The sequence below is a fragment of the Achromobacter sp. ACM05 genome (genome assembly GCF_019218915.1).
Lineage (GTDB): Bacteria > Pseudomonadota > Gammaproteobacteria > Burkholderiales > Burkholderiaceae_B > Achromobacter > Achromobacter animicus.
In genome coordinates, this window is record NZ_JAHUWQ010000002.1 from 875,170 (window position 1) to 900,856 (window position 25,687).

Consider the following 25,687-nt stretch of genomic DNA (forward strand, 5'->3'; position numbering starts at 1 on the left):
GCTATGAAATACCGTGCCATGACTTGCGCGTTTGCCATGATTGCCGGCCTTGCCGCCGGCGGTGCCTATGCCCAATCCACGGGCCGCAGCTCGCCCCCGACCTCGCCGTCCACGACGCCGAATGACGGGGCTGCCGTGCCGCCCAACACCCAGGTGCCTCCGGGCCAGATTCCGCCCGCCCCGAACGCGGCGCCCCAGACCGGCACCACGCCGCCGAACCTGGACAAGAGCGGTCACATGAAGTCCGACAAGCATGGGTCGGAAATGCCCAATCGCAAGCGCGAAGCCAATGACAATGTGCCGGCTACTCCGGCCGGAGGCGCCGCGCCTCCTCCGGGATATCCGAACACGGGCGGCAGCAAGTAAGCAGCCCCACACAAAAAGGCTTCCGAAAGGAAGCCTTTTTTTTGTGCCGCGGAAATCAAGTCGGGGTCAAAGGCCGTCCCCGCGCAAGTAATCGCGGCACCGGTTCATGCCGGTGCCGCGATTCAATGCTGGCGGCGCAATTCAGCCGGAGGCACGCGCAACTGGCCGCGGTATTTGGATACGGTGCGGCGGGCGAGAAGAATGCCGTTGGACGCCAGTTGCTGCGTCAATGCCACGTCGGAAAGCGGCATGGACGGATCTTCGGCGTCCACCATTTCCTTGATCAGCGCGCGGACGGCTGCGGCGGAACACGAGCCGCCCGATTCTGTTGCGAGTTCGCGCGAGAAGAAGTGGCGGAATTCAAAGACGCCGCGCGGGGTGGTCATGTACTTGCTGACCGTGGCGCGCGACACCGTGGACTCGTGCATGTTCAGATCGTCGGCGACTTCGCGCAGCATCAGCGGACGCAGGGCGACTTCGCCGTACTCAAAGAACATCTGCTGGCGCTTCACGATCGCTTCGGCCACGCGCTGAATGGTGGTGTAGCGCTGCTCGACATTGCGCACCAGCCAGCGCGCCTCCTGCAGCTCTTGCGCCATGGGGCTGCGGTCGTCCAGCCGGGCGCGGCGGAAGAGGTCCGCATAGGCGCTGTGCAGACGTGCGCGCGGCATGGCGCTGCGATTGGGCAGCACGCGCCAGCGTCCCTGCCATTTGTCGACAAACACATCGGGCACGACGTACACCGGCGCGTCGCCGCTGTAGCGGCCGCCGGGCTTGGGATCCAGGCGCCGGATCAGCGCGCAGGCGTCGCGCAGGGCATCGTCCGAACATGCCAAAGCACGGCGCAGGCCGGCGTAATCGTTCTTGCCCAGACGTTCCAGATGGTCCTGCACAATGCGCTGGGCCAGCGCCCGCGTGGCGTCGTCTTCGTCGGGCAGCGCCGCCAGTTGCAGCGTCAGACATTCGCGCAGATCGCGCGCAGCGATCCCCGGCGCATCCAGTTGCTGCACAAGGCGCAGGGCCGCCATCCATTCGCTTTCGTCGGGAATCGGATTGATGTCTTCGTCGGCGGCCGTACAAAGATTTTCCAGCGGGGTGCGCAGGTAGCCGTCGTCGTCCAGCGCGTCGATGATGAATTCAGCCAGCAGGCGGTCGCGCGGCTGCAGGTGGTAGTTGCCTAATTCGAAGGACAGGCGATCACGCATCGACACGTTGGCGCAGGCCCATTGGCCCAGATCGCTGTCGCCGCCGGACGGAGCGTGCGTGGGATAGTCGCCGGAATAGGCCGGCGCGTCGGGCAGGGGTTCATCCATGTCCGGGCTTTCGGATGCCGCGACCGGTTCTGGCGCGGACTGTCCGTCGGCCTGCTCCGTCATCTCACCGCGGACGCCGGGCGCAGCCGGGGCCGCCTCGGGCTCCGATTCGTCCGGATCTTCGAGAAAAGGGTTCGTCGCAAGCGCATGTTGCACGGCCGTGGTGAACTCCAACGCCGACATCTGAAGCAGCTTGACGGATTGTTGCAGACGCGGCGCCAGCGTCATTTGCTGGCGCAGGCGAAGTTCTTGCATCGGGTGGCCCAATCGAGTCTCCTGAAGGGGCAGCCGCCGGAAGGCGGCTCGTTCCTTTCATAGACGCAAAAATCGTGCCAGCCCCATTTGAAGGGGGGAGCCGCGGCGGGAACGCGGCATGCTGGGACAGTATTACAAAGGGGGTGGTAATAACTGCTCAGGCGGCCGCTTCGGGCTCGTCCTTTTCATAGACATCCAGACGGTTGTACAGCGTCTTCAGACTGACGCCGAGCGTCTCGGCGGCCAGGCGCTTGTCGCCGGCATGATGCGCCAGCGTGGCCAGGATGAACTCGCGCTGGGCCCGGCCAAGCGGCATACCTACGGGAAAGTTCAGCGAGCCTTCGCGCATCTGAGCCTGGTTCGGGCCGCGCTTGCGCGTGAGCAGCTCGGCGTCCAGCTCCGTGTCGGCCATGATGTAGGCGCGCTGGATCACGTTGCGCAGTTCACGCACGTTGCCCGGCCAGTCGTGCGCCTTGATCGCTTCCAGCATGTGCGGCGAAAACGTCTTCTGCGTGCCGTGCTGCGCATTCAACGTGTCCAGGAATTGCTTGGCCAGAAGCAGGGCGTCGTCGCCGCGCTCGCGCAGCGGCGGCACGCGCAAAGGAATCACGAGCAGACGGTGCAGGAAGTCCTGACGCAACCGGCCGTCCGCGACGGAGGCAGCGGGGTCGCGGTTGCTGGCGCAGATGACGCGCACATTGGCGCGCAACACATCGGTGCCGCCCACGCGTTGATACGTGCCGACTTCGAGCACGCGCAGGAAGTGCACTTGCATGTCCGGCGGCATTTCGGTGACTTCGTCCAGAAACAATGTGCCGCCGCTTGCAAACTCGAAATAGCCCGCATTCTGGGACACGGCGCCGGTGAAGCTGCCTTTTTCGTGACCAAAAAGTTCGGCATGCGCCAACGATCCGCTGATCGCGCCGCAGTTGACCGCCACGAACGGCTGGTCGCGGCGATCGCTCGCATCGTGGATGGCGCGCGCTACGATTTCCTTTCCAGCGCCACTTTCACCGATAATGAACACGCTTGCATCGGTGGCCGCCGCAAGGGCGATCTGGTTTCCCAGTTTTCGCATCTGCGGCGACATGCCGCTGGTGTCGGCGAACACGGAAGTGGGCGAAGGCGCGGTGGTGCGCGTAGCGGTATTTCGACTAGCCATGCTTGATCCTCAGTCCCGGAAGCGGGCCTGCAATAAGTGCATCGTAGAGTGCAGCCTACTCTCTGATTGCGACGAGTTGCAAGCATTGGAAAACGTTGGTGGAATCCGAAAAATATTTGCACTGGCCGCCCCCATAGTGACTATTCTGAGCGTTATAGAAGGGATACGGAGATAGCATGCCTCACCTGCTAATCGTCGATGACGACGATGCGATACGAGAAACACTGGCCGAAATCGGCCGCGATAGCGGGTTTTCGGTGGCCCTGGCAGCCAGCGTCAAGGACGCCCTGATCCAGCTCGAACGGCAAGCGCCCGACCTGGTGCTGACTGACGTCCGATTGCCGGGCGGCAGCGGCATGGACATTTTCAAGAACGTTAATGCGAGTAGCGCGGAAGTGGTGGTGATGACCGGCCACGGTACTGTCGACAACGCCGTCCAGGCTTTGCGCCTGGGTGCGACCGACTATCTGGTCAAGCCGATCTGCATGGAGCGCCTGGAAGAAATCCTCAAGCGCATCATGGTGAATTCGGGCGGCGAGCTGCCCGGCACGCCTTTCGAGGAGCCGGGCCGTTTCGGCAAGCTGTACGGCAAGTCCGAACGGATGCAGACGCTGTACCGCCAGATCGGGCGCGTGGCGCCCACCACCGTCACCACCTTGCTGATCGGCGAAAGCGGCACCGGCAAGGAACTGGCTGCCCATGCCATCCACGAACTCAGCCCGCGCCGCCAGCGGCCGTTCATCGCGGTCAACTGCGGCGCGATTTCGCCCAACCTGATCGAAAGCGAAATGTTCGGGCACGAGCGCGGCAGCTTTACCGGCGCCGACCGCCAGCACAAGGGGTACTTCGAACGCGCGGACGGCGGCACGCTGTTCCTGGATGAAGTCACCGAAATGCCGCTGGACCTGCAGGTCAAGCTGTTGCGCGTGCTGGAGACGGGGCAGTTCATGCGCGTGGGGACCAATCGCGAGATCGCCTGCGACATCCGCGTGGTGGCCGCCACGAACCGCAATCCGGAACAGGCGGTGCAGGAAGGCAAGCTGCGCGAAGACTTGTACTACCGGCTGAGCGTGTTTCCCATCGAACTGCCGGCGCTGCGCGACCGCGGCAGCGACATCCAGTTTCTGGCCCAGCGCTTCCTGCAGACGCTCAACGAAGAATCCGGGAAGAACAAGGCGTTTTCGCCCGAAGCGGCCGCGGCACTGGAGCAATACGAGTGGCCGGGCAACGTGCGCGAACTGAAGAATTTTGTTCGCCGCGCGTTCATCATGGCTGACGGCGATGTGCTGGATCTGGAAATGCTGGTGCCGCAGGTCTCGCCGGCTGGCGAGTCGTCTGGCGGTCAGGTCAGCGTGCCTGTCGGAGAGACGCTGGCAGAGGCCGATCGGCGTCTTATCCTGGCGACGCTCGAACGCTGCAACGGCGTGAAAAAGCAGGCGGCTGCCGTGCTGGGCATCAGTCCCAAGACGCTCTACAACCGTCTTGAGGAATACGCGGCAGCGGGCTATCCGCTGCCTGGCGAGAATTCCCGGGCGGGTGGACCGTCCCGGGAATCCGCCTAGACCCGCTTATTTGTTGTAGCGGGTCTTCAGGTCTGCCATGCAGGCGTCCTTGGCATTACCGGACATGGCGTCGCACTTTTCCTTGCCGACTTTATAGTCGGCATCATTGCGCGTTTTCGCGGCGTCATGCGAGGCTTCGGCCTTTTCCTTGGCGGCCTTGGCGTCTGCCTTGGCCTTGTCGCGCGTGGCTTCGGCCTGTTGCTGGCAGACATCCTTCTGGTTGCCCTTCATGCCGTCGCATTGCTTTTTGTCCATCTTGTATTGGTTGTCGATCTGATCGTTCGTGCGAACGCCGGCAGCACCGGTCTGCGCGGAGGCCTGGAACGCGAGGACCGAAAAGCACAGGGCGAAAGCGGGGCAAATCGTTTTGGACAGCTTCATGACTGACTCCTTGGGAAATTGGTCCGGTAGTTGGCGGACCCAACCAGGGTCAGAGCAAGTGCCGTGCCCAGGTTTTTCAGGCACGGCGCTTGCGCAATGAGCCGCTGCCTGTCCGCCATCTTCGGACGGGCGCGTTTCAAGGAGAGCATTCATGACGACCCAACACGAACAACAGCCGGGAAAGTCCAAGGCCAACACCCCGAAGGACGAAACGGAAGCGTCGAACCAGAGCGGCCAATTTGGCGCGGATAAGGCGACCGACAAGGAAGATCCCTACAAGCGGGAATCGGACAAGAAGCCTAACCGCGGAGGGCCCGAGTACGAGGAAGGCGGTCAGTATCCCGGGAAGCGGCCCGAAGGGAAGTGACCGTTGCGCTTCGTGCCGCGCGGCTGGCGCGGCGCGAAGCAGACGCCGGGCTTAGCCGCCATTGCGGACCGGGTCGGGCGCATCGCGCGAGATGCCGGCCTCGTCTGCGTCCGTGACGCGATCAGTGGCGACGTCTGCACCGTCGTCGTCCATGAGGTCCGGTTCCACGCTCTCGCGTTCGCCGGTGGCCTGGGAGTCGCTGTCGGTGTGCCGGCGGTCCAGCGGCAGGTCGCTGGCCGAATCGGAAGAGTCGCTAGGGCCCAGGTCGGGCCGGCCGCTGTCGTCAAGGTTCAGGTCGGTGTCGGGGATACGGGGCATGGGGATCTCCAAGTTGGGAAAAGCGCGTCCAGGACACATCCGTGGACGTCGCCATTTGCCATCGAATCGCAGCAAGCGCCATGCCGCGATTGCCAGTCAAGGACCGAGTGGCGCCGCGCGGGTATGGAAGTTGCTCCTGCTGGGTGAATTTTCTACCGGGAGATTGTCATGTCCTTGATTGTCGCTGCACGGTTCCAGACCTTCGACGAAGCCACGCTGGCCGCCCAGAAGCTGTTTGCCGAGGGCTATGCCGAGGACGACATCCACACGTTCTACGTCAGCATTGCGGGCGAGCACGGGCGCTTTCCGTTGGGCGGTGACCGCGTCGCCGATCCGGACGCCAAAGGCGGGCACTTCGGCGCCGTGGCCGGCGCGTCGCTGCTGGGCCTGGTGTTCGCCTTGGTGGCGGGGGTGATTGCCGCGCAATTGGCCGCGTCCATCTTCATCACCATCGCGGCAGCGGGCGTGGGCGCTTATATCGGCGCGCTGGCGGGCGCCATGTGGGTGATCGGCCGCAAGAAACGCGTGCGCACGGCGCCGGGCGAACCGGAGAAGTCGCATCCGCCGGTGCGGCAGGCGGGCGTGATGCTGGCGCTGCATGTGGATATTGGGCGCGAACAGCAGGCGCGTCAGATTCTGCGCGCGGCAGGCGGCACGGACATCGAGCGCGCGAATGGCCGCTGGCAGGACGGCAAATGGCAGGATTTCGATCCGCTGGACCCGCCGCGCCGCGTCGAAGCGCCGACCACCGCGAACTGAAGGCCGCGTGGCCGCTCACGGAGACAGAACAATGAAGCCATTTACCATCCCCTCGCTGGCGGCTGTGGCCGTTGCGGTCGTCCTGGCGGGCGTTGGCCATGTAAGCCACGCCGCCGAACTGGACGCGTCCGACGCCCGCTTTCTGCAGGCGGCGTCGGGCTCGGGCATGTTTGAAGTACAGGCCGCCGAGCTCGCCGGCAAGCGCGCGCAGGATGCGCAGGTGCGCGCTTTTGCGGCGAAGATGCTCGAACAGCACACCGCGGTGAACAAAGAACTGAAGGCGCTGGCCGCGGCGAAAAATGTGGCGCTGCCGGATCAGCCGGCCGAGCCTGAACGCGCGACGCTCCACGAGCTGGGCGGCATGACCGGCGCGTCGTTCGACCAGCTTTACATCCAGAAGGCCGCCGTGGACGCGCACGCAACCGCCAACCGCCTGTTTGAGACTGCTGCGAAAGCGTCAGAAGACGCGCAGGTGCGTGACTTTGCGGTCCGCACCTTGCCGATGCTGAAAGATCACTATGCGATGAGCCGCGCGCTGCAGCGTGAGCCTGCCGTCAATGGTGAGAAGATCCACCCCGCGCCGAAGGGGGAAGCACCGCCGGTGTCCCCGGCGTCCCGCGCCGCGCCGGCTTCTGTGGTGCCGGAAAAGTGAAGGCCGGCGCACGGCGCGGCAGGTGTCCGGGGGATTGGCCGTTAAAAGTACGGCCCTTCGGTCATGTCCAGCCGCTCAGTCGCCCGCGCTGCCGGTGATGGGCAGCACGATGCCCGTGATGTAGCTCGAGCATTCGGGCGATGCCAGAAAGACGTAGGCCGGCGAGATTTCCTCGGGCTGGGCGGGGCGTTTCAAGTCCGTCTTTTCGCCAAACGACTTGATCTCTTCGGCGCTTCGGTCGGCCGGATTCAGGGGCGTCCACACGGGGCCCGGCGCCACCGCATTCACGCGGATGCCTTGCTCGGCCAGATTGGATGCGAGTGATCGCGTAAACGCATGGATCGCGCCCTTGGTCGCCGAGTAATCCAGCAGCTTGCCGCTGCCGTTCAGGCCCGTGACGGATCCTGTGTTGATGATGGCGTCGCCCGTCTTCAGGTGTTCAAGCGCCGCGCGCGCCATATAGAAATAACCGGTGATGTTGGTGCGCAGCGTCTTGTCCCATTTCTCGTCGCTGATTTCCGGCAGCGTGTCGGTATGCAGCTGGAAGGCGGCGTTATTGACCAGGATGTCGAGCTTGCCGAAATGCTTGACGACCTGCGCCACCGCTTCGTTGCAGAAGGCTGAATCCTGCACGTCGCCGGGGATCAGCAGGCACTGGCGGCCTTCGGCCTCGACCGCGCGGCTGGTCTCCTTGGCGTCTTCGTGTTCGTTCAGGTACAGCACCGCGACGTCAGCGCCTTCGCGCGCAAACAGGACGGCCACCGCGCGGCCAATGCCGGAGTCGCCGCCGGTGATGATGGCGACCTTGTCCTGAAGCTTGCCGCTGCCTTTGTATCCGGGCGCCCGGTACTGCGGTTTGAGCACCATGTCGGCTTCAACGCCTGGCTGTTCGTCCAGGTGCTGGCCTGGCATGGGCGGCGTGGGATGCGGGCGGTCGCCGGTCTGGGCGTTCTTGGGTGTGCTCATGTTTTCTCCCATTGGGCGGCGCGGGATGCGCCTTGCGCCCGGGAGTCAAGCAAACGCCGTTCCCGGCGACCGAGCCGACCGGCTACTGACGGCCGACGATGATGCCGAGCAGAAACGCCGCACCCGCCGCCAGCCCGACTGCCTGCCAGGGGCGCGCGTGAATGTATTCCTCGGTGCAATCCAGGGTTTCGCGCATCAGGTCATGCGCGTTGTCGGACGCGTCGCGCAAGCTTTGACGCGTGGCTTGAAGCTGATCGCCCAAGCGCGCCTTCAAGGCCTCAAGGTCGGTTGCCGAGCTGTCGCTGAGCGTGGCTTCCAACTCGTCAATCCAGCTTTCCGGATGCCGCGAGCGCCTGTAGGCGCCACGATTGTCGGGGCCGTTCTCGGGGAAGTCGGAAGGCATAGGGGTATTCGTCGTGGCCATCGAAAGCTCCTTGACTGTCGGGCGGAAAATGCGCCGGCGCGGCCGGCCCGGGCGGCCGCGGGGCGGGGCAAGGCTTACGCCTCGACCATGTCTCGGCATGCCAGCGTGCAGGCGATGCAGGCCCCCGCGCAGATCTGGCACTTTTCGGATTCATGCGTGGAACACTCGCGTGCGCAGGCATCGCAGACCAGCGCGCACACCGTGCACAGCGCTTGCGCAAATTCGCCATCGCGCGCCAGCAGGGCCGCGCATAGCCGGCAGACTGCCGCGCAGTCGACGCACAAGGCGATGCAGGCCCTGAGCTGCGCCGGATTCTGCCGCAGGCAGCTGGCGGCGCACTGGTCGCACGCCACCGCGCATTCATAGCAGGCTTGCACACATTGCTCGAAGTTTGGGTCTCGCATTGCATCTCCTTGTGAACGGCCGACGCCGTGCAGCCACACAAGGGCAGGGCGCTCGGCGGCACATCCGCTTGCAATTTGAAGGTCTTGACAGTTTGTCCAGCGGGCGAGGGGCCGTAGGATGAAGGTTCGCACTGGCTGGAGACCACCATGAAACCTTCGTCCGCACCCAAATCCACCCCGTCGGCGCGCGCCGACAAATCCGCGCAGGATAACGCTAAGATACTGCCGCCGAGCGGTCCCGTCGACGTGCCGAATCTACCGGACAAACCCGATGCCGATACGCCCGACGAGGCCGCCCGCGACAAGCGTGAAGTGGTCGACAACAAGACCGAGTCGAACTGGGCCGACGGTTCCGCGCCGCAGCCCCGCGCCAAAAACGCGCGCTCGTCGATCTTCTGATTACGCATCGGCCGCCTGCTGTTCATGAAGGAAAGCGAGCAGGCGCCGCTCGTCGGCGCTGAGCCCGCGAGGACCCGCCGGCGCGGCCTTGCGGGCCGGCAGCGTGCCGGTCAGGTAGGCCTCCATGATCGCCGGATGCACATAACACGCGCGGCAGACGGCCGGCGTATTGGCTAGACGCTTGGACACCTGTTTGATGACGTCCACGGCCTCCTGTTTGGCTTGGCGCTCGTCCTCGAAGGGACGCGCCTGCAGCGCGGCATAGGCCATCACCGACCCCGCCCAGGTGCGATAGTGTTTCGCGGTGTATTCCCCGCCGCCCGCGTGGCGCAGGTAGGCATTGACCGCGCCCGAATCCACCGGACGCTTGTCGCCGTCCGCATCCAGATATTGAAATAGCTGCTGGCCGGGGATGTCGAGGCATTGCTTGATGATGCGGGCGACCCGCCGGTCCGTGACCGTGACATCGTGCGCCACGCCGCTCTTGCCCTGGAACCGGAACCGGAAGCGGCTGCCGGCCACGGTGGTGTGGCGGCGCGTCAGCGTCGTGAGGCCGTAGGATTTGTTTGCCCGCGCGTATTCGCGTCCGCCAATGCGGATCAGCGTGATCTCCAGCAGGCGCACCAGTACGGCAATTACCTTGTCCTGCGTCAGGCCCGGTGTCTTCATGTCGCGCTCGACCTGGCGCCGGATGCGCGGCAGGGCATGGCCGAAGGACAGGAGATTCTTGTACTTCGTGGCATCGCGCACCGCCGTCCAATCCGGGTGGTAGCGGTACTGCTTGCGGCCACGCGCGTCGCGCGCCGTGGCCTGCAGGTGCCCATCCTTCAACGGACAGATCCACACGTTTTCGTAGGCCGGCGGAATTGCCAGCGCGTTGATGCGCTGGATTTCCGATTCGTTGGTGATACGGGCGCCTTTCTCGTCCAGGTAGTGGAACGTATGGCCATTCACCCGCACGCGGGTGTAGCCGGGTTCCGTGTCGTCCACATAGGTCAGCGCCGCCTCTTCGACGGGCAGGGGATCCGGGTCCTTTTGCGTGCGGGTGCTCATTCAATCTCCGGGTGCGCGCGGTAGCGCCCCGACCCAGCATGCCGCGTTCCCGAACGCCCCGCGCCGGGCGGCGCGCGGGTTTGGGCACGGCGCTTGCTGAAGGCGTTGTCGGCAATCGTGCTACCGGAACCGCCCGCCGGACCGGCAGCGCCGCCCGCGAGAGAATCTTCAGAGGAGAGTGCAATGCAAACCGTCCTGCAACTACATGTGCCGCCGAAGCCGGACCCGATTCCGCCCGGCTCGCCGCCGGGCGACCTGCCCGTGGACCCGGATACCGATGAGCCGGACGTGGATCTGCCGCCGCTGTCCCCGCCGGTCAAGGAAATCGTGCCGCCGAAAGACGCTTGAGGCGTCGCTCTTACACAACTCGAATCAATAAGACCAAGGAGTCATTATGTCGACCATCCTGCTGATCATCCTGATCCTGCTGCTTATCGGCGCCGTGCCTGCGTGGCCCCATAGCCGTAGCTGGGGCTATTACCCCAGCGGCCTGCTTGGCATCGTCGTGATCGTGCTCATTGTGTTGCTGCTGATGGGACGCATATAGCGCCTTGATGCGCTGACGGCCGCCGGGCGCGTGCGCGCGTCTGGCAGGCCGCATCAGGATGGACCGCGGCGGCACACGCCGAATCGGCGGGCCATCCCGGCGCCGGTCCTGGCGCGCTCGCCGCGGCGGGCGTAAGATCTGCGGGTTTCAGCAGCAACCCACATAGACCCGCAGCCCGACATGAGCATCCCCTTATTGATCCTGATCGACAGCGTTCAGGACTATCTTCCCGTCATCGAATCCCAGGGCTTTCGCCCGATCCTCGCCACCACCGACCAGACCCGCGCCCAGGCCATCCAGGACCACGGCGCCGGGATTCGTGCCGTCCTGACGCGCGGCGCCACCGGCCTGCGCGCCGATGAAATTGCGGCGCTGCCCCAATTGAGCATCGTGTGCTCGCTGGGTGTCGGCTATGAAAATATCGACTTTGCTGCGGCGCACGCGCGTGGCATCGAGGTCACGAATGGTCCCGGCGCCAACGCTGTATCCGTGGCCGACCACGCGATGGCGTTGCTGCTGGGCGCCGCGCGCCGGCTGCCACAGGCTGACGCCTGGGTCCGGCAGGGGCACTGGAGCGGGTTCATGGGCCCGCAGGTCAGCGGCAAGCGGCTGGGCATTCTGGGCCTGGGCACGATCGGCCTGGAAATCGCCCGGCGCGGCGCGAACGGCTTTGGCATGAGCGTGGGGTATTACAACCGCCGCGCCCGTCCTGAGTCCGGCTACACGTATTTCGACAATCCGCGCGCGCTGGCGGCCGAGTCCGATTTTCTGGTGGTGGCCACGCCCGGCGGCGCCGGCACGCATCATCTGGTGGACGCCGGCGTGCTGGAGGCGTTGGGTCCGGACGGTTATCTGATCAACATCGCGCGCGGCAGCGTGGTCGACACGGACGCGTTGATTGCCGCGCTGGCCGAGAAGCGCATTGCCGGCGCCGGACTGGACGTGGTGGACGGCGAGCCGACCATTCCCGATGCGCTCAAGCAGCTGGACAACGTGGTGTTGACGCCGCACAGCGCAGGGCGTTCGCCGGAAGCGGTGGCGGCGACCGTGGCGCTGTTCCTGGAAAACGCCACGGCGCATTTTGCCGGCAAGCCCGTGCTGACGCCGGTGCGGGACGCGAACCTCGTGGCTGCGTAATGCCGCGCGGCCGATTGCCGGCGCGAGTATGGCGCCGGCGGATGCGCCGATATTGAATACGCCGACGCCGCGCCCTTTGTGGACGCGGCGTCGGCGTTTATGCGGGCTACGCCATCAGTGCGAAAACATGATCGGCACCGTCATGCTCTTCAGGATGGAGGCGGTGGCGCCGCCCATCGCCCATTCCCGGAATTTGCTGTGGCCGTACGCGCCCATGACAATCAGGTCGGCGCTGTAATCGGCGGCGGCGTTCAGGATGGTGCTGCCGACGCCAACGCCCTTGATGTCGCGGCGCACGTGGTCCGGCGCGGAAATGCCGTGCGCCACGAAGTAGGTGACCAGATCTTCGAAGGGGATGGATTCGACGTTGCGGGTGGCCGCGCCTTCGTCCATGGTCAGCACGACCACATGCGAGGCGCCTTGCAGCAGCGGGGTGGCATCGGCCAGTGCGCGGGCGGCTTCGCGGCTGCCGTCCCAGCAGAGCAGGACGCGGTCGCCGACGACCGGGAATTCGCCGCTGGACGGCACCACCAGGACGGGACGCCCGGCGGTCAGCAGGGTTTGTTCGACGAATTCGTTTTCGTGGGCGGCCTCGACATCGTCGCGGTTTTGCTGGCTGACGATGATGAGGTCGCTGGCCCGGCCGTGCAGGGCAACGGTGGCGCTGGGCGAGGATTCACCGGCGCGGACGACGGCCGGTACGTCTGCGATGGCCGCGGATTCCAGAAAGGCGTTCTGCACCTCGCCCCGGTTCTGGGCCTGCAGGTTCTTCATGATGTTGAGCGTGCGCGACATCATGACGGATTCACCGTAGTAGTACTGCGGCGGCGCGGAGCTGGCGTAGACCCCCACCAGTTCGGCCTTGTGGCGCTTGGCCAGTTCCAGCGCCAGCGCGGTGCGGCGCTTGCAGTCAAACCCGTGGTCCAGGTGGACGGAAATGCGGCGGTACATGGTGGGCCTCCTTGGTTGAACAAGCCATGTCCGTATGGTTGCCGTTTAACCAGGGCGCTCTATTGATGCGCATCAAGCCGGTTGGAGTTTCGCCCCGCCGGCTCAATGCAAGCCGCCATTGCAAGCCGCTGTTGCAAGCCGTCATGGCATGCGGCTATTGCGGCGCCGGATCGCGCTGCACGCGGTCGCGCAGTTGGCGGATCTGACGCGCCTGCTGTGCGATGCGGTCGAGCGGCGCGGCCAGCGCCGGTTCGGCGTCGGCAATGGCAGCGGGCACCGCCATCCCGCGGGCCTCGGGGACGGGGCCGGAGCCTTCCGGATGCAGCACGTGCGCCAGCACCGCGCCGTAGTCCCGCAGTGCGGCCGCCGCCGGCGATTCTGGCGGCAGCGCTGGCTGGATTTCCAGCACGGTGCCCGCCGCCGTGATGCGGCGCATGGCGTTGAGCAGGTTCACGGCGGTGTCCACGTTACGGTCGCGATGCACCGGATTCTGCTGCAGCCGCTGGAGCGACGCCTCGGCGTTGTCGGCAGACAGGCAGGCGAGCCGACGCAGGCCGACGATGTCGCGGGAAGCGGCGTCGCCGCTTTTTTCCTGGGCCAGCGCCAGGGCGTAATCGGCATGCCGCTGCAACGCGCGCGCCAGGGCGCCGGCCAACTGCCGCGGCTCTTTCTCGGGCCAGACCAGAAAGCCGACCAAGAGCGCCAGGATGCCGCCCAGCACGCTATTGAAAGCGCGCAGCGCGGCCAGCGTCGGCTCATAGATCTCGGGCTGCTGGATGTGGCTGACCAGCACGAACTGCGACGTCAGGAAGAAGGTGTACAGCGCGTAGTGGACGGTGCGCGCGGCAAACGTGCCCAGCGCGATAGGCAGGACCGCCAGCGCCACGGACAGCGGCGTCGTGAGCAACAGCCCCAGCAATGAGGCGCTGATGGCGCCGGCCACGCTGCCTATCACCCGTTCGACGGTGCGCTGCCAGGTGGTCGCAAAGTAGGGCTGCAGGATGAAGATCAGCGTCAGCGACATCCAGTACCCGTGATTGACCGCGAAGGTCTTGGACAGCGCCACGGCAATGGTGGCGCCCACGCCGACCCGCAGCGCATGGCGGAAGGCATCGGATTCAAACCGCAGGTTCTGGCGCAGCGTGCGCCAGGCCTGCCGGGCACCGGTGCCATCGCTGGCGCGGTGCGCGGGCGCGGCGGGGGTCGCGCCCAGATCGAACAGCGACTGCGTCACCGCCTGGGCGTTGTGCAGCAGGCGGTCCAGCACTGGCACCACCGAGGCCAGGTCCGGCGCATAAGCCATGGCCCCGCCGCGCAGGTCGCGCAGTCCGGCGTTGTAGTGGGCCAGGCGCTCGCGCAGGCACTCGGCCTGCTTGGCGTCGCTGACGTCGGACGTGCTGGCGATCGCGTTGCAGACGCTGGCGTAACGATGCAGCGCGTGCGACAGGTGCGCCCCGGCGCTGCGGCCCAGCCAGCGCGAGGCATTGGACTCCAGCAGGTCGGCGGCGGCGACCAGCGCAATGAAGCTGTCCTCGGCGCTGTCCAGCAGGTAAAGCAATTGATGCGCGCGGGCCCGGCGCGACGGGCGGGCGTCCAGCACTTCGCGGATCCGGACGCGGGCGGCTTCCAGCGCGGCCCGTTGGGCGCTGCGCTGCGGGCGGACGACGGCGCTCCAGGCCTGCGGCCCCGCGGCCGGCGCAAGGCCGGAATACATGCGGGCCAGCGCATCGGAAAAGTCCGCGAGACCCCGGTAGCAATGGGCGACCGCATGGGTGGCGTCCTTCCAGGGCCGGCGGCGCCAGACGAGCGCCGTCATCAAAATTGCCCACACCGCGCCTGCCAGGAAGAACAACGTGTACCAGAGGCTTTCGGTGAGCGTCGGGGCCGGCAGCTCGGCGGCCACGACGAAGCCGGCCGACAGCAGCGTGCCCACGATGGCGGCGGCGGGGCCCAGCACGCGCAGCAGTCCGCCGAAGGTGCAGCACACAAAGGTCAGCGGCAACAGCACCCAGACATGTGAGGCGCTGGCGCTGGCCAGCAGGCAGTACAGGGCGCCGATCAGACCCAGCGCCAGCATTGACCCGGCGCGCTTGCGCAGCGGACCGCCGGGGTCGCCGAAGCAGGCCCAGAACGCGGCGATGGCGGTCCAGCCCAGGCGCGGTTCGTGCACCAGCACGGCAAGGATAACGGGGGCCGCGCTGATGGCGGCGGCTTGCAGGGCATCGAGCCACAGCACATTGCGCAGGGAGGCGCGCCAACGGGTAAGCAGACTAGTCACGCGGATGAAATGCAGCGGAAAAATTGGCTGGGCGGCCGGAAAGATGGCAACCCTACCATGTCGACAAGGCAAGGGCGGGAGATTGCACCACGCGGCGGAGACCCGCGGCACAAAGGCCGGACGAAGCGGCACCCGAGCCGCCCGGAAACCCGCGCCAAACATGAATTTGCGCACCTTAACACCGTTGGTTACATGTGTGTGACTTTATGGCGTGGAGAGCGCAGAATGCGTCAATATCGTGTCCCGATCTGCGCCCGGACAGCGCAGGCAACCTGTCGGGACGCATCTGGAGCAAGCCGATGATCAATACCGAGTCTTGCCAACAACCCGTGGTCAGCGATGCGGAAATTACCGCCATGGTCACCGGACGTGACGGGCTGCGCGTACTCTTGCAGCCCCAAGTCGACCTGCTCACAGGTCGCATCGTTTCTGCCGAAGCGCTGGTGCGCTGGCAGCATCCACAACTGGGCATCGTCATGCCTGCCGACTTCATCCCCGCGGTGAACCGGCTGGGGCTGGACGGCACGCTGTTTGAACGCGTGTGCGTGCGGGTCATCGACGCGCTGCAGACGCTGCGCCGCGTCGGCGTGGCCGTGCCGCTGGCGATCAATGCGCCCGCCACGACACTGTCCGAACTGCGCTGCGTGGATTTCCTGCTTGACCGCGTACGCGCCGCGGAACTGCCCCCGTCGCTGGTGCGCGTCGAACTGACCGAAGACCAGCCCATCCACGACCTGGATGTGCTGCGCGCGTCGCTGCTACGGCTGGAAGAGGCGGGCTGCGAGGTCAGTCTGGACGACTTCGGCACCGGCCATGCGTCACTGAAGCTGCTATCCGCGCTTCCTCTGTCCGAAGTGAAGATCGACCAGTATTTCGTCACGCGCATGCGGCGCAGCGCCGTTGCCTTCGAGGTTCTGCGCACGGCTGCGGAGCTGGCGACCCGCCTGGGCTGGCGCGTGGTCGCGGAAGGCGTGGAGAACGTGGCCGACATACCCGCTCTGCGTGCGGCCGGATGCCGCTATGGGCAGGGGTTCTCATTGGGCCGACCCATGCCGCTGGACGAATTAATTCTGCGCTTGCGCACGCAGCGGGACGGCGGCGAGCCGCTGGCGGCGCCCGCCGCCTATGCGTCGTCTTGGCTGGATGCGTTCGACGGTCCCAGCCAGGAAGCGGAACCGGGCCGCCCGGTTGTGCACTCCACCTTGCTGTAGCACCTGTGCAAGGGTAGTTTTTACCGATCGGCGCGGGAATTCCGCCCGCGGCCTCCGTCCCCGGAAACACCCATCCCCGCTTCCCCCCAGCGCACCGGGTTGGGCACGGCGGTTGCTCAAGGATAAGTGCGGAATATCTCCGCTTCTATTCAGGAGACGTGTAATGGCCAACCAGAACCAACCCGACCAGCAGAAGCAACCGCAAAAGCAACAATCCCAGGAAAATCCCCGGGATCGCAACCAGCCGGGTCAGCAGCCCGGTCAAGCTGGCCAGCAAATGGAAAAAGACCGTAATCAGCAAGGTCAGACTTCCGGTCAGCAAAACAAGAATCAGCGCTAAAGGCGTTGGCTACGCCAGCCGTGTGACCAGCGCGCGGCTGTTTGCGTAGTACTTGACGGCCCCGGCCGCGTCCCCCTCCGTGACGCGGCCGGGGCCGAATTGCATTTGGAAGCTGTTGACCGCCGCCCTAGGCAGACAGGCAGAGTACGGCTGGCCCGTCGCGAAGCAGCTCCATCATCGGCAGCAGCCCGTCGGCGCCAGCGCGCACGCGGCGTCCTGTCAGGGCGTCGTGCAGTGACAGGCCGGGGATGCCGTCGGGCAGGCGCAGCGCCGTGTCGCCCCAGAATCCTCGCGCCCCGGCGGCATCGCCCCGCGCGTATCCGGCCAACTGCAGCGCGCACGTCCGCGCGCCGACGATGAGGGCGGTCTGGCCGCCGTGCTGCCGCACATAAGCCAGCACGTGACCGGCTTGCGGGCCCTGCGCCGAAACAGCCTGGAAGCTGCCGCCCGCGAAAGGCTCGGGTGCCCGCTGGCGGGCCATCAGCAGCCGGTGGATCAACGCCTGCTTGACCGCACCCGTGCGCCAGGCCGATTCGGACAGGTCCATCGCTACGTCGTGCGAACCATCCGCGAGCAGCTGGGCGCGCAGGGCGTAATCGACCGGCCGGCGATTGTCGGGGTCGACCAGACTGAAATCCCACAGATCCGTGCCCTGATAAAGATCCGGCACGCCCGGCAACGTATTGCGCAGCAGCGTCTGCGTGAAACTGTTGACCATCCCGGCTGGCGCAATGTCGAGCGCAAAGGCGGCAATGCTGGCCAGCACGCGGCGGCCTTCGGGATCACCGCCCAGCCATGCCAGGCATTCTTTCGCGGCGGCTTCGTAGGTGGGATCCTGATCGGTCCAGCTCGTGTGCAGCTTGGCCTCGCGCAGGGCCTTTTCCTGCCATTGGCCGATCCGGTCCAGCCATTGCTGCAGGGCGTCGGGCGCCCAGTCGGCCGGGTCCGCACGCCATTCGCAGGGCCAGGCGCCGATCAGCGTCTGGATGAGCATGTAGCGGTCTGCGCGGCTGATGCCGCCGGGCAATGCGTCTATCCAGCCTCGCGCCGCTTCCTGCCAGCGGTCGGGCATCTCGGTCAGGACGGCGAGCCGCATGCGCGTATCTTCGCCGCGCTTGTGATCGTGCGTGGCGGTGGCCAGCATGGCGCGGGGATGCGTCCGCGCGCGGGCGGCGCTGGCGGCGAAGAAGTTCTCGGCGGACAGGCTGAAGCAGGCCGGCGACGCGCCAACCTCGTTGCGCGACAGCAGCGGGCCGTATCGGTAGAAGAGCGTGTCTTCCAGCGCCTTGGCGGCCAGCGGCGGCGTCAATTGCTGGAAGCGGCGCAGGGCGGTGGGGTGATCCGTTTCGCCGTTCAACCACTGCGCAAGCTGCGCCAGCAGCGTCGTGTCGGCGGAGCCTTCGCGGGCCGCCATCGCCGTCGCCGCGCCCTCGACCGCGATCTCGCGCTGCTGCGCGTCTGCCGGATTGCGGCCCTCGTCCTCCGCATAGGTGCGGTAGACGGGGAAGGCGGCCAACAGGGCGCTCAGCGCGCGGTCGATCGCCGTGGCGGTCCAGTCGCGCGTGCGCAGGTCGCGGGCGGCGATCTGTTCCAGGCAGCGCACCAGCGCCTGCCGTTCCGCCGGGAAATGGCGGGCAAGCATGCGCACCCGCGCCGCGCGCAACTGCTCGGCGGGGTCGCGCTCATCGCCGGTCAGTGTTTGCCAGAACTCCCGCAGCGGCGCTTCGGCCTGCGGGTCGTGCAGCACCGCGCTCACCTGATCCATGAAGTCGTAGCCGGTGGTGCCGTCCGTCAGCCAGCGCGGGTCCAGCGCCTCGTCATGCGCCAGGATCTTTTCGATCACAAGGTAGGGCTGCTCCTGGCGCAGCGCCGCGGGGCGGTTGGCGTTGGCCTGCTCAAGCCGCGCCGACAGTCGGCGCAGATACCCGCCCGGCGACGCCAGCCCATCGATATGGTCGATGCGCAGGCCGTCGAGGACGCCTTGCGCGTACAGCCGCAGGACCAGCGCGTGCACGGCATCGAACACCGCTTCTTCCTCGACGCGCACGCCGACCAGTTCGCTGATCTCAAAGAAGCGCCGCCAGTTGATCTGGTCCGGCGCCGTGCGCCACCACGCAAGACGGTAGTGCTGGCGTTCCAGCAGTTCATGCAGGCGCTGACGCCCGCCGGGCTGAGCCGGGTCGTGCTCGCGCAGCCAGGCCTGGCGCTCGGCGCCGCGCGGCACGGACGACGGCGTCAGCGGGAAGCGCTGTCCATGCACGTCCAGCTCGGGGGTGGACGCGTCGGTGTCCCATTGCGGCGTGATGGCCCCGTGCTCCAGGGCCGCGCCGTACGGGTCGCCCAGCACCGGCAGCAGCACCTTGTTGCGCAGTGCCGGCGCGGGCGGGTTCCATTCGATATCGAAGTAACCCGAGAATGCGCTTGCCGGGCCGTTGGCCAGCACGTCGCGCCACCACGCGTTCGCGGGATTTGCCGCCATGTGGTTGGGCACGATGTCCGCGATCAGGCCCAGGCCGCGTGCGCGGGCGGCGCTGGCCAGGCGGAGCAGGGCGGGCTCGCCGCCCAGTTCCGGACTGACGACGGCATGGTCGATGACGTCGTAGCCGTGGGTGGAACCCTCGCGCGCGCGCGTGATGGGCGACAGATACAGATGGCTGACGCCCAGGTCTGCGTAATAGTCCACCTGCGCGCACGCATCATCGAGCGTGAATCCTGCATGCAGTTGCAGGCGGGCGGTGGCTAGCGGTGTGCTCAAGATTGTCTCCTTCCGGCGCGCGCGGCATCCAGGCGGGTTTGCGCGGCGGGGTCTGCAAAGGTCGCGCGGATGCTCAAGGGCAAACGCTGGCGCCAGTTGGGATGGGTGTCGATGGTGCCCGGCAGGTTCGGCTGATCCACCACGCCGGCGATGTCTTCCATCGGCACCAGCAGCAGCGGGCAGGGACTGGACGACACAAAGCGCAACAGCTCGGGGACCGGCGCCTCGTCGGGCGGTGCTTCGACATCGAGGTCCAGGGCGCGGCAGAGCATCTCGCGGTCCTGCGCGCGGGCGGCCCGCAGGCTTGCCTCGTCGTCGTCGGCGCCCAGCAGGTTCAGTTTGACGCGCCAGTCGATGTCGCGCGCTTTCCACCAGCCGAGCAGGGTCGGCAGGTCGTGGGTGGTGGTCATGGCGGCGGCGTTCTCGGGCCATTCGGCGGGCGGCGTGAATCCGGCAGGCGATTCGGCGTCCACTTCGTCCGGGCCCACGTCTTCTGCACCCGCAGCATGAGAGCGTGGCGCCTTCGCACCTTCGGCCCCCGCTTCCGGCTGCGCTTGCGGCGCCTGGCGCATGAACCACAGCACGTTCATACCAAGCACGCCGTTGTCCTTCAACCGGTCGTCGAACCCTTCGGGCACCGTGCCCAGGTTTTCGCCGATGGCGCAGGCGCGGTGGCGCCACGCCTCCAGCGCAATCAGCGCCAGTATCTCGTCCAGCGGGTAGCGCAGATAGGCGCCGTCGGCGGGCGACGCGCCTTCCGGCACCAGCCACAGCCGCGCCATGCCCAGGATGTGATCGATGCGCACACCGCCCGTGTGGGCCAGCACCGCGCGCAGCATCTCGATGAACGCGGCGTAGCCGTTCGCGTGCAGCGCGCGCGGCGAAAACGCGGTCAGGCCCCAGCCCTGTCCAAGCGGGTTGTAGATGTCAGGCGGCGCGCCGACCGACATGCCGCGCATCAGGTCGGCCTGCCGGCTCCATGCGTGGCTGCCGTCCGGACTGGCGCCCACTGCCAGGTCGGCAAGCAGGCCGAGACGCATGCCGGCCTCGCGGCCCGCCGCGTGTGCCGCGGCCAGGTTTTCCGCTGCGAGCCACTGCGCGAACTGATGAAAGTCCACTTCAAGCGGATGGTCGTGCGCAAAACGCCTGACCTGTGAAGAGGCCGGATCGCGCAGGGCGGCCGGCCATTTCTGCCACGGCGGGATGGTGCCGTCCGGCGCGCGCTGCGCGGCATGCAGTGCCTCGAAGATCGCGTGATCGCGCAGCGCCTGCCCGCGGTCTTCGCAGAACTGCGCGTAGCGCGCCCGCTGGCTGACGGCGCCGCTGCGCCCAAACTCCGCATGCAGCGCGCGCAGCACCCGCAACCGGATCGCTGCGGCGGCCGGCCAATCGATGAGATCCAGCCCGTCCAACGCGGTGAGTTCGGCCGGCTCCACGCCGGACAGCGCGCGCATCATCGCGTCTTGCCCCAGCACCGAGCCGGGCGCCGCGTACAGCACGTTCAGGAAGAGGCGGTTGGACGGCGAATACGGGCTGGAGCGCTCGGGTTGTGCCGTGTACATCGCGTGGACGGGGCTGATGGCCAGCATGTCGGCGCCTTGCTCCGCGGCGGCCACCGCCAGTTCGCGCAGCGCGCCGAAATCGCCGAAGCCGTGCGTGCGCGGCACGGCGGCATGCGCATCCTGGCGCAGGCTGTAGACCTGCGCGGCCAGACCCCAGCAGCGCGGGCTGGCCGCGCCGGTCAGGTCGGCCAGGCTGGGCGCCTTTTGCGGGGCAACCGCCAGCGTCGCCTCGGCCGATGTCAGCAGCAGGCGGTGGTAGCCGGGCTCGTCAGGCGCAACCAGGCAGGGCACGCCGTCCGCGCCCGCCTGTATGTGGCCGTCCAGGATGCGGCCGGACTCGCACAGGATGCGATACGGCCCGCGCGCCGTCTTGGGCAATGCGGTGCGGGCGTTGCAGCGCGTCACCACCATGGGCGGCAGGGCGTCCGCGGCCTGCTCCGCCAGCCGGCGGCGGCTGTCCTCGATATCGCGGGCCGTGGCGGCCGGCAGGTCCATGGCGGCCAGCAGCGCACGCAACGTATCGGGCGACACCTGTTGCGGCCGCTGCCGAGCATCCGACCAGTGCTCCGCGATGCCGGCGTCTTGGGCCAATGCGGATAAGCCGTCCGGCTCGGCCTTGCCGCGCTTCATGCCGGTTCCTCCAGCAGCCACACGGTGCAATCCGGGCACAGCTCGCCTTGTGCGAGGCGGTCTCGTCCGCCGGCGGGTGATTCGAACAGCAGCGTCGCGAACACGTCCGGGCCGGGCATGAGCGATTCCGGGACGGTCTGCGGCATGGGTCCCAGGTTGGAGTAGACCGTCAGGCGGGCGCCGTCGGCCAGTTCCCAACGGGCGAACACGCTGCGATCGCCGACCGCCGCGGCACCCAAGCTGACCGCACCCGCCAGGCGTGGCGCAATCGACCGCGCCCGCAGTTGCAGTAGCGCGGAATAGTCGCGCATCCACTCGGCCGCATCCGGCTCGTCCTGCCAGGGCGAACTGGCGTGGTAGGTAGATTCGTCGTTCGGGTCGGGCAGCTGCGCGGTGGGCGAGTCGCCCGCAAACTCCGGAAAGGCCGAGAACTCGCGTTGTCGGCCGTCTCGCACGGCCTGCGCCAGTTCCGGGTCGGTATGGCTCGTGAAGTACAGGAACGGCGCGCGCGATCCTCGTTCCTCGCCCATGAAGATCAAGGGGATTTGCGGCGCCAGCAGTTGCAGCGCCACGGCCGCCCGCAGCCGCTGGGTGTTGTCGACCAGGGCGGTCAGCCGTTCGCCGCGTGCGCGGTTGCCGGTCTGGTCATGGTTTTGCAGAAACAGCACGAAAGCGGTGGGCGGCAGGTCCGCGCTGCGCTCGCCCCGCGGCTGGCCACCGCGATAGGGCGACGGCTGGCCTTGGTACACCCAGCCCTCGGCCAGGCAGCGGGCCAGCGCCTGCGCGGGCGCCTCGGCGTAGTCGGCGTAATAGCCGCGCGATTCGCCGGTCAGCAGATGGTGCAGCACATGGTGCGCATCGTCGTTCCATTGCGCCTCGAAGTCGCCGCGCAGCAGGCTGGCGCGGTTGTCGTCGTTTTCAACGACCAGATGCACGTTGCGCTCGGCCGAGACGCCATCGCGCACGAAGCGGGCCAGCTCGTGCAGCCACTCGTGTCCGGCGATGGCGTGGACGGCGTCCAGACGCAGGCCGTCGAAGCGGTATTCGGTCAGCCAGTACAGCGCGTTTTCCTTGAAGTACGTGCTGACGGCTTCCTGGCGGAAGTCGATGGCGGCGCCCCACGGCGTATCGATGTCGGTGCGGAAGAAGGGCGCGGCGTAGCCGGACAGATAATTGCCGTCCGGCCCGAAGTGGTTGTAGACCACGTCCAGCATCACGCCCATGCCGTGGCCATGCGCTGCGTCGATGAGCTGTTTCAGGTCGTCCGGCGAGCCGTATGCCGTGTCGGGCGCATACGGCAGCACGCCGTCGTAGCCCCAGTTCCGTTCGCCGGGAAAATCGGCGATGGGCATGAGTTCCAGCATGGTGATGCCCATGGCCGCCAGTTCCGGCAACCGCGCGATCAGGCCTGCGTAGCCGCCGGCCAGACCCGCGTGGACCTCGTAGATGACTGTTTCTTCCCACGGCCTGCCGGTCCACTCCGGATGGCGCCAGCGGTAGGCGCCAGGCTCCACGACGATGCTGTCGCCATGCACGTCGCCGTCCTGAAGGCGGGAGGCGGGATCGGGCATGACGGTGTTCTCGTCCAGCCGATAGTGGTAGCGCGTGCCCGGCGCGCAGTCCACGTCGGCCTGCGCGTAGCCGTCCGGGCCGGGGCGCATCGGAATGGGCGGATGGCCCTCGACCTCCAACGCGAGGCCGGGCGGGGCGCTGGGCGCCCACAGCCGGAAGCGCGTGACGCCGCTTTCCAGCGAAATCGCGCCATAGGAATACGAATGCGTCATGGCGCTTCTCCGGGTTCCGCACGCTGGGCCAGCAGGACCAGGCTATGCGGGGCCACCGTCACGGTCGGCTCGTCCCACGGCGCGGGCGCGGCGGGCTTGTCCGAATCCAGCTCCAGCGACCAGGCGATCGCGGGCTCCGGCAGCGTGAAGGTGACCGCTTCGTGGGTAGGGTTCATCAGCAACAGCGTCACGTCGGCGCCGCCTTCGGGGCGCTGCGCGGCGCGCCGCAAGCCCATCACGCGTTCCTGCTCCGCTTCCCAGGCCGGACCGTCCAGCTGCGCGCCGGAAGCGTCGAACCAGGAAATCGCGGGGATGCCCGGCAGAATCTCTTGGCCGGCATCGCCGTAGCGGGCGCTGCGCACGCTGGGATGCGCGCGGCGCAACGCGGTCAGGCGGCCGACATAGCGGCTGAGCGCGCGGCCAGCGTCGCTCTGCGCCTGCGTCCAGTCCAGCCACGAAATGGGGTTGTCCTGGCAGTAGGCGTTGTTGTTGCCTTCCTGGCTGTTGCCGAATTCGTCGCCGGCCAGCAGCATCGGCGTGCCGTCGGACAGCATGGCCGATCCCAGCAGCGCGCGCTGCACGCGGCCGCGCGTCTCCAGGATCTGCGGATCGTCGGTGGGCCCTTCGGCGCCCCAGTTGTGGCTGAAGTTCTCGGAATGGCCGTCGTTGCCGTCCTCGCCGTTGGCCTCGTTGTGGCGGCCGTCGTAGCTGACGATATCTGCCAGCGTGAAGCCGTCGTGCGAGGCCACGTAGTTGACGGTCGACCAGGGGCGGCGATGGCGGCGATCGAAGATGTCGCGCGACCCGCACAGCCGGGCCGCCATGTCGCCGCGCATGCCCTCGTCACCGCGCCAGAAGCGGCGGGTGGTGTCGCGGAACTTGTCGTTCCACTCCGCGAACCCGGGTGGATGGTTGCCCAGCTGGTAGCCATCCGGACCGATGTCCCACGGCTCGGAGATGAGCTTGAGCTTGGACAGGACCGGGTCCTGCAGGATGACGTCAAAGAACCCCGAGCCGGGGTCGTAGCCGTTGCCCTCGCGACCCAGCGTCACGCCCAGGTCGAAGCGGAAGCCGTCCACGCCGTAGGACGTGGCCCAATAGCGCAGCGAGTCGGTCACCATCTGCAGCACGCGCGGATGCGACATGTTGACCGTGTTGCCGCAGCCGGTGTCGTTGATGTAGTAGCGCTCTTCGCCCGGCATCAGGCGGTAATAGCTGGCGTTGTCCAGGCCGCGCCAGGACAAGGTCGGCCCCATCTCGTTGCCTTCGCAGGTGTGGTTGTAGACCACGTCCAGGATGACCTCGATGCCTGCCGCGTGCAGGCGGCGGATGGCGAGCCGCAGCTCGTTGGGGTGCTGCATCAGGTAGCCGGGCTCGGGCGCAAAGTACGACAGGGTGCTGTAGCCCCAGTAATTGCGCAGGCCGCGCTCGGTCAGGAAGTGGTCCTGCAGGAAGGCATAGACGGGCAGCAGCTCTACCGCCGTCACACCGAGCCGTTGCAGATGTTCAATGAAATGCGGATCGGCCAGGGCGGCGCAGGTGCCGCGCAGCGGCTGGCGCAGGTCTTCGCGCTGCATCGAGGCGCCGCGCACGTGGACCTCGTAGATGGTGGTGTCGTTCCACGAGGTGCACGGCGCCTTGCTGTTGCCCCAGTTGAACGGGACTTCATCGGCCACGATGGCCTTGGGCATGGCGGGTGCACTGTCGCGACGGTCAAAGCTCATGTCCGCGCGCGAGTGATTCATGCGGTAGCCAAACAGGGCGGGGCTCCAGTGCAGCGGCCCGCTCAACTGGCGGGCGTACGGGTCCAGCAGCAGCTTGTGGGGATTGAAGCGGTGCCCGTTCTGCGGATCGTACGGGCCGTGGGCCCGGTAGCCATACAGCAGGCCGGGCTGCGCATCCGGCAGGTAGCCATGCCAGATTTCGTCCGTGCATTCGGGCAGGTCGAAGCGCCGCAATTCCTTACGGCCCTTGGGGTCGAAGATGCACAGTTCGATGCGGGTGGCGTGCGCGGAGAACACGGCGAAGTTCACGCCGAGGCCGTCGCTGGTGGCGCCCAGCGGTGTCGGCTGGCCGCCGGTGATACGGGTCAGTTGGGACGGATCCATGGA

At 67.0% G+C, this 25,687-nt stretch carries 25 protein-coding genes; 11 read left to right on the forward strand and 14 right to left on the reverse strand.

Annotated features, from left to right (window positions below):
- Positions 1-3: 3 nt before the first annotated feature.
- Positions 4-366 carry a hypothetical protein gene (locus KW836_RS14945; RefSeq protein ID WP_175136553.1) on the forward strand — a complete coding sequence of 121 codons (363 nt, stop codon included), beginning with the start codon at positions 4-6 and terminating at the stop codon, positions 364-366.
- A 122-nt stretch (positions 367-488) separates the two neighbouring features.
- On the opposite strand, the gene KW836_RS14950 is transcribed toward KW836_RS14945, so the two are convergent.
- Together KW836_RS14950 and KW836_RS14955 are read right to left on the reverse strand one after the other, a co-directional pair.
- Positions 489-1,934, reverse strand: a complete 1,446-nt coding sequence (locus tag KW836_RS14950; RefSeq protein WP_218343757.1) for an RNA polymerase factor sigma-54 — start codon at positions 1,932-1,934, stop codon at positions 489-491.
- Positions 1,935-2,091: 157 nt separating this feature from the next.
- Positions 2,092-3,096 (reverse strand): sigma-54-dependent Fis family transcriptional regulator, encoded by a 1,005-nt coding sequence (locus KW836_RS14955; RefSeq protein ID WP_255595686.1) that lies wholly within the window; start codon positions 3,094-3,096, stop codon positions 2,092-2,094.
- Positions 3,097-3,272: 176 nt separating this feature from the next.
- Here KW836_RS14955 and KW836_RS14960 point away from each other — a divergent pair, with 176 nt between their 5' ends.
- On the forward strand, positions 3,273-4,658 hold the full coding sequence (locus tag KW836_RS14960) for a sigma-54 dependent transcriptional regulator (RefSeq protein ID WP_175136551.1): 1,386 nt from the start codon (positions 3,273-3,275) through the stop codon (positions 4,656-4,658).
- 6 nt (positions 4,659-4,664) lie between these two features.
- On the opposite strand, the gene KW836_RS14965 is transcribed toward KW836_RS14960, so the two are convergent.
- Positions 4,665-5,039, reverse strand: a complete 375-nt coding sequence (locus tag KW836_RS14965; RefSeq protein WP_175185471.1) for a hypothetical protein — start codon at positions 5,037-5,039, stop codon at positions 4,665-4,667.
- A gap of 151 nt (positions 5,040-5,190) precedes the next feature.
- Between KW836_RS14965 and KW836_RS14970 the strand changes: the two genes are divergently transcribed.
- Positions 5,191-5,406 (forward strand): hypothetical protein, encoded by a 216-nt coding sequence (locus KW836_RS14970; protein WP_218343759.1) that lies wholly within the window; start codon positions 5,191-5,193, stop codon positions 5,404-5,406.
- A gap of 51 nt (positions 5,407-5,457) precedes the next feature.
- Here the strand turns inward: KW836_RS14970 and KW836_RS14975 are convergent, their stop codons facing one another.
- Positions 5,458-5,724, reverse strand: coding sequence for a hypothetical protein (locus tag KW836_RS14975; RefSeq protein ID WP_218343761.1), 267 nt, complete (start codon positions 5,722-5,724; stop codon positions 5,458-5,460).
- A 168-nt stretch (positions 5,725-5,892) separates the two neighbouring features.
- Between KW836_RS14975 and KW836_RS14980 the strand changes: the two genes are divergently transcribed.
- Entirely contained in the window at positions 5,893-6,483 is a 591-nt protein-coding gene (locus tag KW836_RS14980; RefSeq protein WP_218343763.1) for a hypothetical protein, read from the forward strand.
- A 7-nt stretch (positions 6,484-6,490) separates the two neighbouring features.
- On the forward strand, positions 6,491-7,135 hold the full coding sequence (locus KW836_RS14985; RefSeq protein WP_370633030.1) for a DUF4142 domain-containing protein: 645 nt from the start codon (positions 6,491-6,493) through the stop codon (positions 7,133-7,135).
- A 75-nt stretch (positions 7,136-7,210) separates the two neighbouring features.
- Here the strand turns inward: KW836_RS14985 and KW836_RS14990 are convergent, their stop codons facing one another.
- The 3 genes from KW836_RS14990 to KW836_RS15000 all read right to left on the reverse strand — a co-directional run bounded on the left by KW836_RS14990 (position 7,211) and on the right by KW836_RS15000 (position 8,929).
- Positions 7,211-8,101, reverse strand: a complete 891-nt coding sequence (locus KW836_RS14990) for an SDR family oxidoreductase (RefSeq protein ID WP_218343765.1) — start codon at positions 8,099-8,101, stop codon at positions 7,211-7,213.
- Positions 8,102-8,183: 82 nt separating this feature from the next.
- Positions 8,184-8,504 carry a YqjD family protein gene (locus KW836_RS14995; protein ID WP_224776797.1) on the reverse strand — a complete coding sequence of 107 codons (321 nt, stop codon included), beginning with the start codon at positions 8,502-8,504 and terminating at the stop codon, positions 8,184-8,186.
- 95 nt (positions 8,505-8,599) lie between these two features.
- Complete coding sequence (locus KW836_RS15000) at positions 8,600-8,929, reverse strand: four-helix bundle copper-binding protein (RefSeq protein WP_175136547.1); 330 nt, start codon at positions 8,927-8,929, stop codon at positions 8,600-8,602.
- A 147-nt stretch (positions 8,930-9,076) separates the two neighbouring features.
- Between KW836_RS15000 and KW836_RS15005 the strand changes: the two genes are divergently transcribed.
- Complete coding sequence (locus KW836_RS15005) at positions 9,077-9,328, forward strand: hypothetical protein (RefSeq protein WP_056561187.1); 252 nt, start codon at positions 9,077-9,079, stop codon at positions 9,326-9,328.
- On the opposite strand, the gene KW836_RS15010 is transcribed toward KW836_RS15005, so the two are convergent.
- Complete coding sequence (locus KW836_RS15010) at positions 9,329-10,381, reverse strand: DNA topoisomerase IB (protein ID WP_218343767.1); 1,053 nt, start codon at positions 10,379-10,381, stop codon at positions 9,329-9,331.
- 183 nt (positions 10,382-10,564) lie between these two features.
- On the opposite strand from KW836_RS15010, the gene KW836_RS15015 reads away from it, so the two are divergent.
- The 3 genes from KW836_RS15015 (at position 10,565) to KW836_RS15025 (ending at position 12,065) form a co-directional block, all read left to right on the forward strand.
- Complete coding sequence (locus tag KW836_RS15015; protein WP_167427925.1) at positions 10,565-10,729, forward strand: hypothetical protein; 165 nt, start codon at positions 10,565-10,567, stop codon at positions 10,727-10,729.
- A 46-nt stretch (positions 10,730-10,775) separates the two neighbouring features.
- The gene (locus tag KW836_RS15020; protein ID WP_076520934.1) at positions 10,776-10,928 is read left to right on the forward strand and encodes a DUF3309 family protein; all 153 of its coding nucleotides are present in this window, start codon (positions 10,776-10,778) and stop codon (positions 10,926-10,928) included.
- A 180-nt stretch (positions 10,929-11,108) separates the two neighbouring features.
- Entirely contained in the window at positions 11,109-12,065 is a 957-nt protein-coding gene (locus KW836_RS15025; RefSeq protein WP_218343769.1) for a 2-hydroxyacid dehydrogenase, read from the forward strand.
- 114 nt (positions 12,066-12,179) lie between these two features.
- Here KW836_RS15025 and KW836_RS15030 read toward each other — a convergent pair whose 3' ends face one another.
- Both KW836_RS15030 and KW836_RS15035 read right to left on the reverse strand, forming a co-directional pair.
- Positions 12,180-13,016 carry a universal stress protein gene (locus tag KW836_RS15030; RefSeq protein ID WP_175136543.1) on the reverse strand — a complete coding sequence of 279 codons (837 nt, stop codon included), beginning with the start codon at positions 13,014-13,016 and terminating at the stop codon, positions 12,180-12,182.
- A gap of 154 nt (positions 13,017-13,170) precedes the next feature.
- On the reverse strand, positions 13,171-15,294 hold the full coding sequence (locus tag KW836_RS15035) for an FUSC family protein (protein WP_218343771.1): 2,124 nt from the start codon (positions 15,292-15,294) through the stop codon (positions 13,171-13,173).
- 299 nt (positions 15,295-15,593) lie between these two features.
- Between KW836_RS15035 and KW836_RS15040 the strand changes: the two genes are divergently transcribed.
- Together KW836_RS15040 and KW836_RS15045 are read left to right on the forward strand one after the other, a co-directional pair.
- Positions 15,594-16,505: an EAL domain-containing protein gene (locus KW836_RS15040; RefSeq protein ID WP_218343773.1), complete on the forward strand. Its 912-nt coding sequence runs from the start codon at positions 15,594-15,596 to the stop codon at positions 16,503-16,505.
- A 163-nt stretch (positions 16,506-16,668) separates the two neighbouring features.
- Positions 16,669-16,845: a hypothetical protein gene (locus KW836_RS15045; protein WP_175136540.1), complete on the forward strand. Its 177-nt coding sequence runs from the start codon at positions 16,669-16,671 to the stop codon at positions 16,843-16,845.
- 127 nt (positions 16,846-16,972) lie between these two features.
- On the opposite strand, the gene treY is transcribed toward KW836_RS15045, so the two are convergent.
- The 4 genes from treY to glgX are packed head-to-tail and all read right to left on the reverse strand — an operon-like array spanning position 16,973 to position 25,684.
- Complete coding sequence (treY, locus tag KW836_RS15050; protein WP_218343775.1) at positions 16,973-19,600, reverse strand: malto-oligosyltrehalose synthase; 2,628 nt, start codon at positions 19,598-19,600, stop codon at positions 16,973-16,975.
- On the reverse strand, positions 19,597-21,792 hold the full coding sequence (gene malQ, locus KW836_RS15055; protein WP_218343777.1) for a 4-alpha-glucanotransferase: 2,196 nt from the start codon (positions 21,790-21,792) through the stop codon (positions 19,597-19,599). The genes treY and malQ overlap by 4 nt, the downstream gene beginning before the upstream one ends.
- Positions 21,789-23,576, reverse strand: coding sequence for a malto-oligosyltrehalose trehalohydrolase (gene treZ / locus KW836_RS15060; RefSeq protein ID WP_218343779.1), 1,788 nt, complete (start codon positions 23,574-23,576; stop codon positions 21,789-21,791). The genes malQ and treZ overlap by 4 nt, the downstream gene beginning before the upstream one ends.
- Complete coding sequence (gene glgX / locus KW836_RS15065; protein WP_175136536.1) at positions 23,573-25,684, reverse strand: glycogen debranching protein GlgX; 2,112 nt, start codon at positions 25,682-25,684, stop codon at positions 23,573-23,575. The genes treZ and glgX overlap by 4 nt, the downstream gene beginning before the upstream one ends.
- Between the last annotated feature and the right edge of the window lie 3 nt (positions 25,685-25,687).